The organism is Lampropedia cohaerens (assembly GCF_001005215.1).
Classification (GTDB): Bacteria; Pseudomonadota; Gammaproteobacteria; order Burkholderiales; family Burkholderiaceae_C; genus Lampropedia; species Lampropedia cohaerens.
Genome location: NZ_LBNQ01000040.1, coordinates 38655 through 56068 on the forward strand (window position 1 = coordinate 38655; position 17414 = coordinate 56068).

The window sequence follows — 17414 nt, forward strand, 5'->3', positions numbered from 1 at the left end:
TTTGTCACCAGATGCGCAAGCCCTGAACGCCAGCCGCGCTGTCATCAAGCAGGCGGCTGCCGCATTCGATCGAGGACAAGGCAAAAGGCCTACCATCATGGCATTGTTTCTGCCCGCCGCAACTGCGGCGGCGACAGAAGTGCAAAACTGGTGACAGCGCCTGCATGGCTCAGGCCATCTACTCCAAGGTTGGGTGGAACGACGTCAAGCCAAAAAAAGAGGCCCGGAGAGATCCGGGCCTAAAGGATCCATGAAGTGACTTCGAAAGGATCCAAGGAGACAACTTTTACGCATGCATGTGCATGAGTTCACCGCATCGCAGCGCAACACGGCGCGTGCGCGGCATCATGGTGTGCGGCGTCGTGTGGTGCTGGACTTGGCGACATTGGCGGCACTTTCGGTGACCGCGTTGAAATTTGCTTGCGCCACGTCCGAGGCCTGCTTGACGGACTTCTGCACGGATTCGAAGGCATTGTTGGCGGCAGAAAGTGCGCTGCGCACGACGGCCACCGATGCCTCCGTGCCCGCAGGCGCATTTTTGGCAGCGCTTTCCACCAGATTGTTGATGGCCTGCTGCGTCTCTGCGGTGCGCTCCTCAATGACCTTGCTCAATTCCTGACCGTTCTCGGCAGCAATCTCGTAGAGCTGGCGGCTGTAATTGGCGACCTTCTCGACCAACGGCTGCAGCGCGCTGGACTGCAGCGCTGCCAGTTCCTGCGCGTCCTTGACGGACAGGATCGCCTGGCTGTGCTTTTGCACGTCGGACAGCGCCTCGCGCGCGACCTTCACGTTCAGCGCGATCAGCTTTTCGACGCTCTCGAACGTCTTGTTGGTCAGGCCGAACAGCTGTTCGACATTGGCCTTGTGCGCAGCCAGGATTTGCTCAGGGGTCAGTGCCATGGTCTCTCTCCGGTTCAAAAGGTGGAAGGCTGCTGGCATTCCGAACGGTATGGTGCGGTGCAGCATGGAGCTGATTATGCGCACCTTCCGAACATGGTGCAAGCATCTTTGTGCACTGCAACAAATTGAACTGAAACAAATCGTAAATGCGCGTGAAGGCGGATTACTCCGCTGTCAACATGGCACGCATGCCTTGCAGTGCATGGAGGACCGTCGCCTGGCGCACCTGCTGGCGGTCGCCAGGAAACACGTGGGAGGCGCATCGGTAGCCGTCAGGCCCCGCCCAGCAGAACCAGACCAGGCCTACCGGTTTCGATGGGGTGCCGCCGCCGGGTCCGGCGATGCCGGTAACAGCGACGGCGTAGCTGGCGGCACTGCGTGCCAGTGCGCCGCAGGCCATGGCCTGCGCGACTTCCTCGCTGACCGCGCCGTGCGTAGCAATGCTGGCGGCGTCGACACCGAGCATCTGCTGCTTGGCCCTATTGGAGTAGGTCACCATGCCTCGGTCAAACCAGCCGCTGGAGCCAGGCACGTCCGTACACGCTGCGGCGATGAGTCCGCCCGTGCAGCTTTCGGCGGTGCACAGCATGGCTTGGCGCTGCAGCAGCAGCTCGGCGATATCTGCAACGAGTGCAATGGCAGAGGTGGTGGCGTTGGCGGTATTCATGGCGCAGAAGCCTGTTCAGGCAAGGAGATGGACGCCGGCGGCGATGACCAGCAAAGTACAGAACGCGGCGACCAGATCGTCCCACAGAATGCCCCAGGCGCCACGCCAGCCCGGGCCCTTGAACTTCCGATCGGCCCAGCGCACGGGCTGCGGCTTGACCGCATCAAAAAAGCGAAACAGGCCAAAAGCCAGCACCTGCAACCACCATGCCGCCGGGTCAATCAGCCAAAGTATCAGCCAGAACGCGACGATTTCATCCCACACGACGGCGCCCGGGTCATCCACGTCCAGTGTGCGTGCGGTGACTTGACACGCCCACCAACCGACCAGCAATGCGCCGATGAGAAGCAGCGCCAGCCAGGCATCGCTTAGACGCGCCAACAGCAGGTTGTAGCTTACCCATGCGAACAGCGTACCGACCGTGCCGGGGGCAATGGGGCTTTTGCCACTGCCAAACCCCAGCGCGATGGCATAGGCCGGGCGCGTCAGTGGCAGTGTGTGTGGCGAGAAGGATGGGGGCGGGGAAACCTGCATATAGAAAATAGCACGGTCGTGCGAAACTTGGTCATCAGAGCGGCGCTGGCGCGCCGAGCGGGCATGTCCGAGGGAGACGAACGCGCGTCGGGCCGGTGGCGTGTGCCGTTGCCGCAGCGTGGGTGGACTACCAGCGTCCCGGCCAAGTATATGCACTGACAACAACGAAGGAGACAACCTTATGACTGACCGTCCCTGGCTTGCAGCCTATCCGCGGGGCGTTCCCGCCGATGTCGATCCCGACCAGTACGCTTCGCTCGTGCAGCTTTTGGAGGAAGCTTTTCGTGCGCACGCACAGAAAATCGCTTACAGCTACATGGGGCAGGATTTCACCTTCGCGCAGGTCGACGCGCAAAGCAGAGCTTTCGCAGCGTACCTGCAGGGGCTCGGCCTGCAGCCAGGTGATCGCGTCGCGGTGATGATGCCCAACGTCGTGCAGTATCCTGTCACAGTCGCGGCAATTCTCAGGGCGGGACTGGTGCTGGTGAATGTCAACCCGCTCTACACGGCACGCGAGCTGGAGCATCAACTCAATGATTCCGGCGCACGCGCCATCGTCATCGTCGAGAACTTCGCCCAGACACTGCAGCAGTGCCGCGCCAGAACGGCAGTGCGCCACGTTGTGCTGGCCAGCATGGGCGATCAGCTCGGCCTGTTCAAGGGGGCGTTGGTCAACTATGTGGTGCGCAACGTCAAGAAGATGGTGCCTGCATTTGACATCGCGGATGCGGTGCGTTTCAACGACGCCTTGCGCCAGGGCGCGGGGCAGTCGTTAAAGCCGGTGCAGATCAGCGGCGCAGATATGGCGCTGCTGCAGTACACCGGCGGCACCACGGGGGTGAGCAAGGGGGCGGTGCTGAGCCACCGCAACCTTGTGGCCAATGTATTGCAGACCGATGTCTGGAACAAGCCGGCCATGGATGCCATTCCCGCCGGCGAGCAGCCTACGCTGGTGTGCGCCTTGCCGCTCTACCATATCTTTGCCTTCACGGTGAACATGATGCTAGGCATGCGCATGGGCGCCCGCAATATTTTGATTCCTAACGCGCGCGATCTCTCGGCCGTGCTCAAGGAGCTGTCGCGACACACTTTTCACCTGTTCCCGGCGGTCAACACACTGTTCAACGGGCTGCTGCACCATCCGGATTTCGAGACCGTGAACTGGCGCAATCTGAAGATCTCGATCGGCGGAGGGATGGCGGTGCAGAGCGCAGTGGCCAAACTGTGGCTGGAAAAAACCGGCTGTCCGATCTGCGAGGGCTATGGCCTGTCCGAGACCAGTCCCTGTGTCACCTGCAACCCGGTCATGGCACGGGAGTTTTCCGGAACTATCGGTGTTCCGCTACCCAGCACGGACGTGCGGTGTATTGATGACGAGGGCAGGCCGGTACCACATGGCGAGCCTGGCGAAGTGGCCATCAAGGGGCCGCAGGTGATGCAGGGATACTGGCAACGGCCCGACGAGACCGCCAAGGTCATGACCGACGACGGCTATTTTCGCTCCGGCGACATCGGCATCATGGACGATGCGGGATTTGTACGTATCGTTGACCGCAAGAAGGACATGGTGCTCGTCAGCGGTTTCAACGTTTTCCCCAATGAGATCGAGGATGTGATCGTTGCCATGCCTGGCGTGCTTGAGTGCGCGGCAGTGGGCGTGCCCGACGAAAAGACCGGCGAGGCCATCAAGCTGGTCATCGTCAAGGCTGATCCCGATCTGACCGAGGAGGCGGTGCGCCAGTATGCGGCAACCAACCTGACCAACTACAAGCGTCCGAAGTACATCGAGTTTCGCGATGCGCTGCCCAAGACGCCGGTTGGCAAGATCCTGCGGCGCGAATTGCGGGGCGCTTGAGCTGCAGCCGCGCCGACACCGTGGGGCGGGCCGCGGCCAGCGGCCCTTGCGCACGCGAAGGCCGCGCGCAAAGGGCTCAGGCCGTGGCGCGGCGTTGCAGCACCTCGAAGGCCGGCAGTTGTTTGCCCTCGAGCACTTCGAGAAACGCGCCCCCGCCCGTGGAGATGTAGCCGATTTGCTGCTCCAGACCGTATTTAGCGATCGCCGCCAGCGTGTCGCCGCCGCCTGCAATGCTGAATGCCGGCGATTCGGCGATCGCCTTGGCAATAGTCTGCGTGCCGTGTGAAAAGGGCTCCATTTCGAACACGCCCACCGGACCGTTCCAGACGATGGTGCCGGCGTCGGTCAGCCTGTGGGCCAGCTGCGTGGCCGTCTGCGGGCCGATGTCGAGGATCATCTCGTCGGGCAGCACTTCCGTGGCAGCCTTGACGGTGGCCTTGGCGCTGGCAGAAAACTCGTGGGCCACCACCACATCCTGGGGAATCGGCACCTCCGATCCGCGCGCCTTCATCATGGCAATGATGGCCTTGGCCTCATCGACAAGGTCCGGTTCGGCCAGGCTCTTGCCGATTGGCAGGCCGGCCGCGAGCATGAAGGTGTTGGCAATGCCGCCACCGACGATCAATGTGTCGACCTTGCCCGCCAGGCTGCGCAGGATCGTCAGCTTGGTCGAGACCTTGGAGCCGCCAACGATGGCGACGACCGGCGGCTTGGGTTCGCGCAAGGCCTTGGTCAGTGCATCGATTTCCGCTGCCAGCAACGGGCCGGCACTGGCCACCGGTGCGTATTCCGCAACGCCATAGGTGGATGCCTCCGCGCGGTGTGCGGTGCCAAAGGCGTCGTGCACGAAAATATCGCACAGGGCCGCCATCTTCTTTGCCAAGGCGGGGTCGTTCTTTTTCTCGCCGGAATTGCCGCGGCAGTTTTCGAGCAATACGACTTGCCCTGGCGTGACCTGCACGCCATCGACCCAATCCTTGACCAGTGGCACCTCGCGCCCCAACAGCTGCCCCAGCCGCTTCGCAACCGGTGCCAGCGAATCCGCGGGCGTCAGCGCGCCCTCGGCAGGGCGGCCCAGGTGGCTGGTCACCATGACGGCTGCGCCTGCATCAAGCGCCGCCTGGATTGCCGGTACGGAGGCGCGAATGCGCGTGTCGTCGCCGATGCTGCCATCATCGGCGATAGGGACATTCAAGTCGGCGCGGATCAGCACCCGCTTATTGGCCACGCGGCCCTGGGTGCACAAGTCGGTGAATCGGATGAATTGCATGCAGTCTCCTGATGAAGGGCGTTATGAACAGGTTCTGCCCGGGGTCCGTATTGTCGGCCAACTGGCAGCGAAGGGGCGCTTCGTGGCGCGTGTGGGCGCAGGGCACTACCACCCGAGCAGCAGCCGCAGGGGCAGATACACCAGCATACCGGCCACGATCGTGCCCATGATGCCGCGCCGCCAGTAATAGTAGCCACAGGCTGCAGGCGCAGCCCAGAGGCGGGCGTCCTGCCATGACAACGCCAGCGTGCCAGTCTCGGTGGCCATCAGCTCCGGCACGATGACGGCGGCCAGTGCCGCGAGGGGCGCATAGCGAAGCCCCCGACGCAGCCACTGCGGCATGGGAAGTTCGCGGCGCGGAATCATGAAAAATGCCCGCGTGAGAATGGTCACGACAGTTAGCCCGGCAATGGCCAGCCACAACCGGGCCTGCTCGCTGTCCAGGATATGGGGCAGGATGTTCATGGCTGGCGCTGGCGCTGGCGCTGGCGGTGGTCCCGCACGACCTGCTCGGCGGACTCGAACAGTAACCCGATGGCGATGGCTGCGCCAATTGCCACGAGAATGTTCAGTTTGAGGGGCAGGCCATAGGCCATTACGGCCACACTGCCAGCGACGATGACTGCCAACCAGGAGTAACGGTCCTGCAGCAACGACAGTGTTACCGCCAGCAGAGCCAGAATGCCGGCGAAACCCAGTCCCCAGTGCATGGGGATGAAGTGGGCCAGGAAGATGCCCAGCAGCGAGGTCGCCTGCCACACCAGCCAAGTTGTTGCTGCACCGCCCCAGAAGTAGGGCTCCTGTTCCGGTGCAGGGGAAGGATCCTTGAAGCGCCGGAAAAACAGCACAAACAACATGTCCGAACAGGCATACATCATGGCCAGGCGCTTGGCCAGAGGCAGGTGCCCAAAAGGCTGGCGCCACAGGCTGCTGAAGATCACAAACCGCAGGTTCACGCAGGCAGCCGTCAGCCAGATCACCCACAGCGGCGAGTGCGCCGCCAGCAACGGCAGTATCGCCAGCTGTGCGCTGCCTGCATAGACCAGCAGGGACATGGCGACGGCCATCGAGACGGACAGGCCGCTCTTGACCATGGCCACGCCAGTGACCAGGCCCCAGGCCCCTACGCCCAGCGCGACTTGCAGTTGTCCCTGCACACCTTCGCGGAAAGCCGGTTGGCGGGCCATCGCGGCGCGTCGCTGCCATGGGACCATCGGGCACCGTGTGGACATGGTGGCCTGGCGTCTCAGGGATGGTCCGGTGGCGTTGCAGCGTCCGCCATTGGCAACGCAAAGCGATCACCTGGCGCGATGGCAAAACCGTTCAGCAGCTGCCCTGCATCCAAACGCTTGCCTCCCGGTCGCTGCAGCTGCAGCAGGCGCAGCGCACTGCCATCGGCGCACGCCACCACGATGCCGGCCTGGCGATCTGCGGCAATCACGGTGCCCGGCGCGGCAGCGCCAGGCGCAGCACTGGCAATGGCCTGCGCGTGCCAGACTTTCAGCGTCTCAGCCTGCTGCGCCGCATCCTCGCGCAGCAGCGTCAGCTGCGCTCCCGGATATGGATTGAAGGCACGAATGCGCAGGGCAAGCCGATGGGCGGGTTGGCGCAAGTCAAGCCGGCTCTCGGCACGCGAAATCTTTTCCGCATAGGTGACACCGTCCTCTGGCTGCGCAGTACTGGGCAGGGGGCCGTGCTGCAACGCCTTCAGTGCGTCGACGATGGCGTTTGCGCCCAGGTGTGCAAGGCGGTCATGCAATGTTGCAGTCGTGTCGTCGTCGGCGATGTCAAGCGGGTGGCGCGCAACGATGGCGCCCGTATCCAGCCCTTCATCCATCTGCATGATGGTGATGCCGGTTTGCCGGTCCCCGGCCTCTATGGCGCGGTGAATCGGCGCTGCGCCGCGCCAGCGTGGCAACAGGCTGGCGTGGATGTTCAGGCAGCCGTAGCGTGGCAGCTCCAACAGCCAGGCCGGCAAAATGAGCCCATAAGCCGCAACGACGAGTACGTCGGGCGCCAGGCGCTTCAGTGCATCTCGCGTGGCTTGCGCCTGCAGCGCGTGGCGTCCGTCCAGACGCAGCCCTTCGGGCTGCAATACGGCGATGCCGTGGCTGATTGCGCGCTGCTTGACGGGCGAAGGCTGTGGCTTCAAGCCGCGCCCGGCAGGACGGTCCGGCTGCGTGAGCACCAGTTGCGGCGCAAAGCCCTGCGCGATCATCTCGGCCAGCGCTGCCTCGGCAAACGCCGGCGTGCCAGCGAAGGCAATGCGCGGCGTGTTATCAGCGAATGTTGGCATCTTCATCTTCGCGGATGTCGACGGCCGAGACCAGCCCTTGCTGCTCGATCGTGATGGCCACGACGTAGTAACGGTTGAACTCTCGAAAGCCATAGATCCATTCCACGGCCTTGCTGTCCTCAGTAGCCTGTTGCGTGCTGCGCGCATCCTGTGCGGTCAATGTGCCAAGAATGGATGCGCGTGGTGTGCGCTGGCGCACCGGTGGGCCGAAGTGCTGCAGCACCTCGGTAGCGTGCCAGACACCCGGTTCGACCGCAGAAAATGCTTCACGCGTCCAGGCAGGCCCTTGCGCGATGACCTGGCCCTGCGCATCGAAATGCACCCGCTCGCGCTGCAGAATGCGCTCGCCAGTGTCGTAGAACCACACCGTCGCGCCATCGTCAAGCGCGTATTCGGCAAATGGCATGCCCAGCGCAGCCTGCACGGCAGCTTGCGAATGCCCAAGCAGTTCGCTGTGACGTGCTGATGGGCTCTGGCAAGCGGCCAGCGCGATCCCGAGCGCGACAACGGCAAGGTGCAGGCGGGCGCGGCGTGGTAGAGAGTGAGTCAGATGCATGCGTGTGCTCGTTCGAAGGCGCGGGTGGCGAGGCGGTCGTGCAGCCTGCCCGCAGATCGGAAGAATCGCCATCAACGCCCTGATCCGTCAGGGGACGGCGCGTAAGGCTGGCAGGCGTTCAGGCTGCGCGTGCGCGCTTGCTCATCTTGGCCTTGATGCGATTGCGCTTGAGGGCCGAGAGGTAGTCGATGAACAGTTTGCCATCAAGATGGTCGATCTCGTGCTGCAGACACACGGCCTGCAGGCCGTGTGCGTCAATGGTAAGGGCTTGCCCCTTCGCATCCACGGCTTCGACCTTGACGGCTGCGTGGCGCTCCACGCTGTCATAGATTCCGGGAATGGACAGGCAGCCTTCCTCCCCAACGGCCTTCTCCTCGCTGCGCCAGACAATCTGCGGATTGACAACGATGATGGGCTGATCGCGGCCCTCCGATGTGTCCATGACGAGGATGCGCTGGTGCACATCCACCTGGGTGGCTGCCAGACCGACACCGTTGGAGTCGTACATCGTCTCCAACATGTCGGCGGCAAGCTGTTCAAGTGCCGCATCGAACTGCGTCACAGGCTGGGCAACGGTCCTGAGCTTAGGGTCGGGATATTGAAGAATAGGCAGGAGAGACATGGTGCAATTGTTGGTTTCTGGCGCTATTTTCGCCAGTTTTGCGAATGGTCACAGTTGGTGCGCAAATAAACATTGCGTTTAAAGCCCCGTAGAATCAGAATCTGAAATGTTTGTCACAATTTGGGACGATTGTTAGTTTTTTGAAACCTAACGGCTCGGCTCGCCTCTGGTCGCGGTGCGCAGCGCCCCATTCATTGTTGGGGGAGCTGAGGGTTTCAGTGATTGCGCGCGAGGCACTACTGCTTATGACCCATTATCTCGATCTGCCGGTTCGTTCACTTTCCGGGCGCGTTCTTGCAGGCTGCCGGCTGACCGCCTTGACGCTGGCGGCGTCGTGCAGCCTGTCGGTGCCGGCCCTGGCTCAGTCGCATGTCGTGACGGCGCAGCAGCGCGCACAGGCCCAGCAGGTTGCCGCGCGTGGCGTGCCGGTAGCGCAGCTCAGTGCCAATGCGCCGGCCCGTTACACCGTCCAGCGTGGCGATACGCTGTGGGCCATCTCGGGCATGTACCTGCGCCAGCCTTGGCGTTGGCCGCAGCTGTGGGGCATGAACATGGATACCGTGCGCAATCCCCATCTGATCTATCCAGGCCAGGTGCTGCAGCTCTATGTTGCGGACGGCTACGCCACGCTGGGTGTGGCGCAGGGCCAGGTCGGCACCATCCGGCTGTCGCCATCGGTGCGTAGCGAGCCGTTGGCGGCTGCCGCGTTGCCTACCGTGCGGCGGGATCTGATTGCGCCGTTTCTGGTGCGTCCGGTGATCAAGGATATGGATGCGTTGGACAATCTGCCCGATGTCGTCGCATCCGTCGATGATCGCCTCATTCTGGGCAATGGTGATCTGGTGTATGGCCGGGGTACCGATGTGGTGCCGCTGGCGGCGCGCGACGGTGCGCCGCGCGATCTGGCGATTTTCCGCAAGCCCAAACCCCTCAAGGATCCTGCCACTGATGAGGTGCTGGGTTATGAGGGTGAATACGTGGGCAAGGCGCGCATCGTGCGCGACGAATTCTTCGAGGAAGTGCCAGGACACGGCGGTGCGGTTACCGAGGAGTACCGTCCTGCCACGCTGGAAATTCTTGACGTGGCTTCCGAGGTGCGGTTGGGCGACCGGCTTGATCTGCTCACCGAAGATACCGACTACACGAACTTCGTGCCGCGCCTGCCGCCGCCTGACACCAGGGGGACGGTCATTTCCATTTATGCGGATCAGTCCGTCAACAATGCCGCTTCCGGACAGGTGGTGGCGATCAACCTCGGCAAGGTGGACGGTCTGGAGTCGGGCCATGTGCTGCAAATCCTGCGTGCCGGCCGTCTCGTGCGCGACCGCGAGGGCGGCCCGAACGCACGCATCCGGCTGCCCGATGAACCCAATGGCGTGTTGCTGGTCTTTCGGGTATTCGACCGCGTATCCTATGGCCTGATCATGGACAGCCATGACCCGGTTTCCGTGGGCGACAAGCTGGCAACACCACTGTAGGCCATGGCTGGGACGCTTCGACAGGGCCATCAGGGCGCCTGGCTGCGTCGTTGCATGCGTTGCGCAGCCAGGGCAAGGTGCGGGGCGCCGTCTGGTTGGCTAACGCTGGTGTAGTTGCGCCAGCGGCGCCTGGGCGTTTATTCTTGCGTGCCTCCACTTGCGGATGCGCCTCGCATTGCTGTCGCGGGACGAGGCCGTGCGACGCGTGAAGGGATCGTGAACGGGTCCAGAGCCATTCTGCCGGCCCTCGCGCCTTGCCGCGGCGGGGCACTTTGCCGTCGACCACATGGGAGTGCACACGGATACCCAATCAGGAGAAAGCGCATTGACGTTGCCGGATTGCATGCTTGCTTTGCGGCCTTGGCTGCGCCTGGCCATGACACCGGGGATTGGCAGCATCAGGGCCATGCAGTTGCTGCACGCGCTGGGTTCGCCGGAGCAAATTTTTTCGGCGCCTGCGTCCACATTGGCACAGGTGCTCGGTTCGTCCACGCTGGCTGCGGCCGTACAGGCCATACCCGCCGGGTGGGATGTGTATTGCGCCCAGGTGCAACGGTGGCTGACGGCCACACCCGCCGATGCAGGCGCGCCCATGCGGGCCGTGTTCAGCCTGGTCGATCCGCGCTATCCGGCCCCGTTGCGGGAACTGCCTGATCCACCGCTGTTGCTTTACGCGGTGGGGGCGCCGCGCTGGCTGCAGCCTGTCCATGAGCAACCGTGGTGGCAAATGCCGCGCGCCATGCTGGCGGTGGTAGGCAGCCGCCAGCCTACCGCCCAAGGCGCGGTCACTGCGCGGGCATTCAGCGCGGCCATCGCAGCCCAAGGTGTTTGCGTGGTGTCTGGACTAGCGCGTGGCATCGATGCCGCGGCACATCTCGGCGCCCTGGAGGCAGACAACGCGTCGCTGCATTGGCCAGCGACGGTGGCCGTGATGGGCACAGGTGCCGACCGCGTGTATCCCTCCTGCCACCGCGACTTGGCGCACCGGATAGCGCGCCACGGCCTGCTGCTGACGGAACAGCCGCTGGGCGCAGCGCCACTTGCGACGCATTTCCCCAAGCGCAACCGCATCATCACCGGGCTTTGCCGTGCGACGCTGGTGGTGGAGGCGACGGAAAAATCCGGCTCGCTGGTCTCTGCCCGACTTGCAGCAGAGCAGGGCCGAGATGTGCTGGCGGTGCCAGGCTCGATTCTTTCGCCGCAGTCCAGAGGCTGCCACTGGCTGATCAAACAGGGCGCGCGCCTGGCCGACACGCCGGAGGACGTACTCGACGAACTGGGGCTGGCTCCCGCGATGCCGCAGCCAGCGGGCACCGCGGCTGCTCCGGTGCGGGAGGACGCATCGCCGAAGGATTCGGCGATGCGCAGGCAGTCGTACGTGGCCAATCCCTTAGCAGTGCCTCCTCACGCTTCGGCGCAGGCTGCCGAACGGCAGGGGGCGGACAGACATCAGGCGCTGTTGCAGGCCATGGGGTTTGATCCGGTGCCCATCGAGGTCTTGAGTGCCCGCACGGGGCTGGCAACAGCGGTGCTGCAGGCACAGTTGCTGGAGCTGGAACTGCTTGGCGCGGTCGCGCGCCTGCCGGGAGGGAGCTTCCAGCGTATTGCTGCGGCTTGACGGGTGGCTGAATGCAAGCGCGAAGGGCATTTGAATAGCGGAATGCCCGATAGCCCATATGGGAGAAGGCACAGACGGGACGCATCGGCCAGTCGCGTGTTGCGCATCAAGAAGCCCCGCCGCCCCCGCATGTGGTATTCGGTACAGCGTCGGGGTGCGGCATGGCGGCTGCCTGCCTTCCCACTCAGCGCCTTTGTCACTATAATGCTTGCCTTTGCTGGCACTTGCCCCGTTGGCCATACTAGTTAACCGAAATGAACGGGGCGAAACCGCTGAGGTTGCGGCAAGGTTTGATCTCCCTTGTCAGAACAAGCTTGGCACCATCTAGATGAACTGAATGACTACCATCCGCGTCAAAGAGAACGAACCGTACGAAATTGCACTGCGCCGCTTCAAGCGCACGATCGAAAAGCTGGGCCTGCTCAATGAGCTGCGTGCCCGCGAGTTCTACGAAAAGCCAACGACCGAGCGCAAGCGCAAGAAGGCTGCTGCCGTCAAGCGTCATCACAAGCGCGTACGCAGCCAGCAGTTGCCCAAGAAGATGTACTGATTCGTTGCGGCAGGCGCCATTGTTGGCTGTCTGCCTGAGACGTACACGGAGCGAGAAAGCCGCGTGGGGACGCCCGACGCGGCTTTCCTGTTTCTGTGCGGCTCTTGGGTGTGCGCACGCCCACGGGATGGCGGGTTGATCTGGTTACAGGAGTGAAATCATGGCATTGAAAGAACGTATCACCGAAGACATGAAGAGCGCCATGCGCAGCAAGGATGTCCAGCGCCTGGGCACGATTCGCATGCTGCTGGCAGCGATCAAACAACGCGAGGTGGACGAGCGCATCACCCTTGATGACGCTGCGGTGGTGGCGATCGTGGACAAGCTGGTCAAGCAGCGCAAGGACTCCATCGCCGCGTTCGCGCAGGCGCAGCGCGATGATCTGGTGGCGCAGGAGCAGGCAGAAATCGACGTGCTCGCTACCTATCTGCCGGAGCGGCTGTCCGAGGAGGAGGTGGCCGCTGCCGTCCAGCGCATCGTTGCTGCAGTGGGCGCCAGTGGGCCGGCGGATATGGGCAAGGTGATGGGCAAGGCCAAGCAGGAACTGGCTGGCAAGGCCGACATGGCGCTGGTGTCTGCGCAGGTCAAGAAAGCCCTGGCAGGCTGAACGTCCGCAGCGCCCGGAACTCCGTCCCGCAAGGCTGGTGTGCTGCGGTGAAGGCGGGTGGCGCCCTTCATTGCGTTCAGCAACATGCGGGTGTGGATGTCACGGCACGCTGGCTGAACAGATGTCTTGGGCATCCGCAAGGGTTTGTCCTGCAGTGCGCAGCAGCGGCGCTGGGTCAGAATGCGAAAGGGCCAACTGGCGTGATGCTTGCTTGGCACATCGGGGGTGTTGCAGCCGTCTCACAGTTTTTTGTGTGCGGTGACAGCCTGATCATTGACCAACCGCTGGACTGCCCATGAGCCGCATTGCTGCCTTCAATTTCCACCTGTCGCAACGCATGCAGCTATGTGTATCGACGGTTGTGGCTGCCGCAACATTGGCTGCCTGTGGCAGCAGCGACCTTCTTTTGCCCGGTACGCCGGCGCGTGCGTGCGCGATCACGACGTCGGACGGGGCGGTGATCATCGGCTCTGGCCTGCCGGGCGACCCGGCAGCGCCGGAGCCAGCATCTGGGTATCGGGTCGGCATGGAGGCGATGCACGCGCGCGATTTCATGGTGGTGACCGCCAATCCGCTGGCCAGCCGCGCAGGCTGTGAAGTCCTGCGAGATGGTGGCAACGCGATGGATGCGGCAGTGGCCGTGCAGATGGTACTTGGGCTGGTGGAGCCGCAGTCCAGTGGCATTGGCGGCGGCGCCTTCATGCTGTACTACGACGCGGCCAGCGGCAAGGTCCAGGCATTTGATGGCCGCGAGACCGCGCCTGCGGCCGCTACGGACAACTATCTGCGTTGGGTCAATCCGCACGATGACGCGGCGGGCACGCCGCAGCCCAGCACGCGCGCCAGTGGGCGATCGATCGGCACACCCGGCGTAGTGCGGATGCTGGAGTTGGCCCATGAGGAGTACGGCAGCACCCCCTGGGAGCGCCTGTTCGCGCCTGCAATCGAGCTGGCGCAGGAGGGGTTTGCCGTGTCGGGGCGAATGGCCGATGCACTGGCGGCCGCCCGAGAGCACCTGCGGCGCGATCCGGACGCAGCAGCGCTGTATCTGGAAGAAAATGGTCAGGCGCTGGCACTGGGCGCACGATTCACCAATCCGGAATACGCGCGCACGCTCGTGCTGCTGGCGCAGCAGGGCGCCGATGCGTTCTACACTGGGCCCGTGGCGCAGGCCATCGTCGACAAGATTCGCATGGCCACCAGTGCGGCAGATGGTGCACCGATCACGCCGGGCCTGACGACGCTGGAGGATTTGCGCAACTACGAGGCGAAGAAGCGCGAGGCGGTGTGCACCAGTTACCGGCAGCGCTATCTCATCTGCGGCATGCCGCCTCCGTCTTCTGGCGGAATCGCCGTGGCATCCATCATGGGGATTCTGGAGCACTTCAACCTTGCAGAGATGGCACCGTTTGCGCCGGATGGCGAAGGTGGGTGGCCCGATGCGGATGCCGTGCATCTGGTGGCGGAGGCTGGTCGGCTGGCCTACGCAGACCGGGATGCCTATGTCGCTGATACCGACTTCGTGCCGCTGCCAGGGGGCAGCTGGCACGCGATGCTGGATAAAACTTATCTGCGTGCCCGAGCCAGGCTGATCGACCCCCGAGCCAGCATGGGCCGCGCAGGGCCCGGTGATTTCATGACGACGCCGGGCGCGGTGGTGCCGGTGCCTGAGGCCGGCACCAGCCATGTCAGCATCGTGGATGCAGCGGGCAACGCGGTGTCGATGACCACGACGGTGGAGTCGAGCATGGGCTCTTACCATGTCACGCGCGGGTTCGTGCTCAACAACCAGTTGACGGACTTTGCCGCGGTGCCGGCCGGCGCCGATGGCACACCGGTGGCCAACCGGGTGCAGGCCAACAAGCGTCCGCGCAGTTCAATGGCCCCCACGCTGGTGTTCGATCTGCGGGCAGATGGTTCGCCAGGTGCCTTGCGCATGGCAACGGGCTCCCCCGGCGGCTCAACCATTATCCAGTACGTAACAAAGGTGTTGGTAGGGGTGCTGGACTGGCAGCTTGATGCACAGCAGGCCACCAACCTGGTCAACTTTGGTGCCGCCAATGCACCTACCACCAACTATGGTGGCGAGCATCCCAACGTTGCAAGTGCCAATCAGGGTGCCGACGATCCCGTGGTCCGGGCTCTGCAGAGCCGAGGCCATCGCGTCAACCTCAACGCCCAGACCAGCGGAATCGCGACCATCCTGCGCGTCCAGCGTGGTGCTGCGACCGGCTGGCAAGGCGGTGCCGATCCGCGCCGTGAAGGCATTGCGCTGGGCGACAACGCGTGGTGACAGGCTGTTCACGATCGTGCCCTGCGTTTCGCGCAGCCAGAAACGGGCGGCAAGGCGCGGCGATTGCTTGACGCTGCCAGCGCCTGGCCCGCCAGCGGCGTGCTGCTTCGTTGCCCATCTGTGCCGGGCATGTGCGTCGACGTCTGCGGCCTTGCATGCCGTTGTGCGCCATGGCGACCCGCCTGTGTCAGCCGTTGGTGCGGCAGCCGGCAAGTTGCTGTGCGCGCCATTCGGCCTCAATACAGGGTGCGTGCGGGTTTCGCGGCGGCCATCAATTGTGGTACATTGCCAGGCATGCAGAAATTCCTCCTAGCGCTACTAGCCACGTCCAACGGGCGGGAGTTGTAGTGCGCGTGTAGTTTTCGCATTTGCTCAAACGGCCCGTAAGCTTGTCAGCGACGGGCCGTTTTGCTTTTTCGCCTTTCACGCGCTGGCAGTACCTCTCAAACGTTCTCTAGGAAGTCTGACCATGATGTTGAGCAATCCCGCCCAGAAGTACCGTGCCTTCGCCCCCGTCAAGCTCACGGATCGCACGTGGCCCGATGCGCAGATCACGCGCCCGCCGGTGTGGTGCAGTGTGGATCTGCGCGATGGCAACCAGGCGCTGATCGAGCCGATGAATGTCGAGCGCAAGCTGCGCATGTTCAAGACGCTGGTCGACATCGGCTTCAAGGAGATCGAGATCGGCTTCCCGTCTGCTTCGCAGATCGAGTTCGACTTTGCCCGCAAGCTGATCGAGGACAACCTGATCCCTGACGATGTCACGGTGCAGGTGTTGACGCAGGCGCGCGAACATCTGGTGCGGCGCACCTTCGAGGCGCTCAAGGGTGCTCGTCGGGCCATCGTGCATTTGTACAACGCGACCGCGCCGGTCATGCGCAAGGTGGTGCTGGGCATGAGTGAGGACGAGATCGTCGAGCTGGCCGCGTCGAACGCACGCCTGTTCCAGCAGATTGCTGCCGAGCATCCGGAAACCGAGTGGGTATTCGAGTATTCGCCCGAGATGTACTCCGACACCGAGCTGGCATTCAGCAAGCGTGTGGTTGATGCCGTCACGGACGTGTGGCAGCCAACCCCCGAGAAGAAGTGCATCATCAACCTGCCGACCACGGTGGAGCATTGCACCCCCAATATCTTTGCCGACATGATCGAGTGGTCGCACCGCCATCTCAAGCGACGCGATTCCATCATCCTGTCGGTGCATCCGCACAATGACCGCGGCACCGGCACTGCGACGGCCGAGCTGGCGCTGATGGCCGGCGCTGACCGTCTGGAGGGCTGCCTGTTCGGCAATGGCGAGCGCACGGGCAATCTGGACATCGTCAACGTCGCGCTGAACATGTACAGCCAGGGCGTGCATCCGCAGCTGGACTTTTCCAACATCGACGAGATCAAGCGCACGGTGGAGTACTGCAACCAGCTGCCGGTGCATCCGCGCCATCCCTATGTGGGGGAGCTGGTCTACACCTCGTTTTCCGGCTCGCACCAGGATGCCATCAAGAAGGCCTTTGCTGCCTACAGGGAAGGCGATATCTGGGACATGCCCTATCTGCCCATCGATCCCAAGGACGTGGGGCGCAGCTACGAGGCCGTCATTCGCGTCAACAGCCAGTCGGGCAAGGGCGGCATCTCCTACCTGCTCGAAAGTGAGTACAAGGTGACGCTGCCGCGCAAGCTGCAGATCGAGTTCAGCCAGGTTGTGCAAAGGCACATGGACAGCGAGGGGGCCGAATTTACCGCCAAGGACATCTGGGAGATCTTCCACAACGAGTACCGGCTGGGCGAGTCCGCTCCGGTCTACCAGCTGGGTGGGGATGGTGCGGCAACCACCATCGAAGCGAAGATTGCGCGCCACGGTCAGGTAGCGGTTGTTGCAGGCAAAGGTTCGGGGCCCATCGATGCCTTCATCAGCGCCCTGAGTGTTGCCACCGGCAAGGACGTGCGGGTGCTGGACTACGCCGAGCATGCCATCGGAGCCGGTGCGGACGCCTCGGCGATGGCCTATGTGGAGGTGGAGGTCGATGGCCAGCGCGCCTGGGGGGCGGGCGAGAACCCGAACATCGTCAGTGCGTCGATTGCGGCGATACTCAGCGGCCTTGAGCGTGCTGGCGTAGACTTTGGTGCGCTGGCCGGCCGCCGCGATGCGGCCGCCACCGCTGCCGTTTGAA

Annotated in this window: 16 protein-coding genes; 7 read left to right on the plus strand and 9 right to left on the minus strand. The window is 63.5% G+C overall.

Annotated features, from left to right (window positions below; genetic code table 11):
• Positions 1-345: 345 nt before the first annotated feature.
• From AAV94_RS12880 to AAV94_RS12890, 3 genes are all read right to left on the minus strand, one after another.
• On the minus strand, positions 346-900 hold the full coding sequence (locus AAV94_RS12880; RefSeq protein ID WP_046742620.1) for a phasin family protein: 555 nt from the start codon (positions 898-900) through the stop codon (positions 346-348).
• Positions 901-1063: 163 nt separating this feature from the next.
• Positions 1064-1567 carry a CinA family protein gene (locus tag AAV94_RS12885; RefSeq protein WP_046742621.1) on the minus strand — a complete coding sequence of 168 codons (504 nt, stop codon included), beginning with the start codon at positions 1565-1567 and terminating at the stop codon, positions 1064-1066.
• Between the two features lie 15 nt (positions 1568-1582).
• Complete coding sequence (locus AAV94_RS12890; protein WP_046742622.1) at positions 1583-2101, minus strand: phosphatidylglycerophosphatase A family protein; 519 nt, start codon at positions 2099-2101, stop codon at positions 1583-1585.
• A 181-nt stretch (positions 2102-2282) separates the two neighbouring features.
• Between AAV94_RS12890 and AAV94_RS12895 the strand changes: the two genes are divergently transcribed.
• Positions 2283-3956, plus strand: coding sequence for a long-chain-fatty-acid--CoA ligase (locus tag AAV94_RS12895; RefSeq protein ID WP_046742623.1), 1674 nt, complete (start codon positions 2283-2285; stop codon positions 3954-3956).
• Positions 3957-4032: 76 nt separating this feature from the next.
• On the opposite strand, the gene AAV94_RS12900 is transcribed toward AAV94_RS12895, so the two are convergent.
• The 6 genes from AAV94_RS12900 to def form a co-directional block, all read right to left on the minus strand.
• On the minus strand, positions 4033-5226 hold the full coding sequence (locus tag AAV94_RS12900) for a phosphoglycerate kinase (RefSeq protein ID WP_046742624.1): 1194 nt from the start codon (positions 5224-5226) through the stop codon (positions 4033-4035).
• 105 nt (positions 5227-5331) lie between these two features.
• On the minus strand, positions 5332-5691 hold the full coding sequence (locus tag AAV94_RS12905) for an AzlD domain-containing protein (protein WP_046742625.1): 360 nt from the start codon (positions 5689-5691) through the stop codon (positions 5332-5334).
• Entirely contained in the window at positions 5688-6458 is a 771-nt protein-coding gene (locus AAV94_RS12910) for an AzlC family ABC transporter permease (RefSeq protein ID WP_046742626.1), read from the minus strand. The genes AAV94_RS12905 and AAV94_RS12910 overlap by 4 nt, the downstream gene beginning before the upstream one ends.
• 14 nt (positions 6459-6472) lie before the next feature.
• Positions 6473-7522, minus strand: a complete 1050-nt coding sequence (gene fmt, locus AAV94_RS12915) for a methionyl-tRNA formyltransferase (protein ID WP_046742627.1) — start codon at positions 7520-7522, stop codon at positions 6473-6475.
• A complete protein-coding gene (locus AAV94_RS12920) occupies positions 7506-8078 on the minus strand; it encodes a hypothetical protein (protein ID WP_046742628.1) in 573 nt (190 codons plus the stop codon). Before AAV94_RS12920 ends, fmt begins: the two co-directional genes overlap by 17 nt.
• 118 nt (positions 8079-8196) lie before the next feature.
• Positions 8197-8700 (minus strand): peptide deformylase, encoded by a 504-nt coding sequence (gene def, locus AAV94_RS12925; RefSeq protein WP_046742629.1) that lies wholly within the window; start codon positions 8698-8700, stop codon positions 8197-8199.
• 245 nt (positions 8701-8945) lie between these two features.
• Here def and AAV94_RS12930 point away from each other — a divergent pair, with 245 nt between their 5' ends.
• The 6 genes from AAV94_RS12930 (at position 8946) to leuA (ending at position 17413) form a co-directional block, all read left to right on the plus strand.
• On the plus strand, positions 8946-10178 hold the full coding sequence (locus tag AAV94_RS12930) for a LysM peptidoglycan-binding domain-containing protein (RefSeq protein WP_052755060.1): 1233 nt from the start codon (positions 8946-8948) through the stop codon (positions 10176-10178).
• 406 nt (positions 10179-10584) lie between these two features.
• Complete coding sequence (gene dprA, locus AAV94_RS12935) at positions 10585-11796, plus strand: DNA-processing protein DprA (protein WP_231731429.1); 1212 nt, start codon at positions 10585-10587, stop codon at positions 11794-11796.
• 337 nt (positions 11797-12133) lie between these two features.
• A complete protein-coding gene (gene rpsU / locus AAV94_RS12940) occupies positions 12134-12346 on the plus strand; it encodes a 30S ribosomal protein S21 (RefSeq protein ID WP_046742631.1) in 213 nt (70 codons plus the stop codon).
• A gap of 160 nt (positions 12347-12506) precedes the next feature.
• Positions 12507-12953 carry a GatB/YqeY domain-containing protein gene (locus AAV94_RS12945; RefSeq protein WP_046742632.1) on the plus strand — a complete coding sequence of 149 codons (447 nt, stop codon included), beginning with the start codon at positions 12507-12509 and terminating at the stop codon, positions 12951-12953.
• A gap of 337 nt (positions 12954-13290) precedes the next feature.
• Complete coding sequence (gene ggt / locus AAV94_RS12955; protein ID WP_046742706.1) at positions 13291-15246, plus strand: gamma-glutamyltransferase; 1956 nt, start codon at positions 13291-13293, stop codon at positions 15244-15246.
• Between the two features lie 472 nt (positions 15247-15718).
• Positions 15719-17413 (plus strand): 2-isopropylmalate synthase, encoded by a 1695-nt coding sequence (leuA, locus tag AAV94_RS12960; RefSeq protein ID WP_046742707.1) that lies wholly within the window; start codon positions 15719-15721, stop codon positions 17411-17413.
• Position 17414 lies beyond the last annotated feature (1 nt).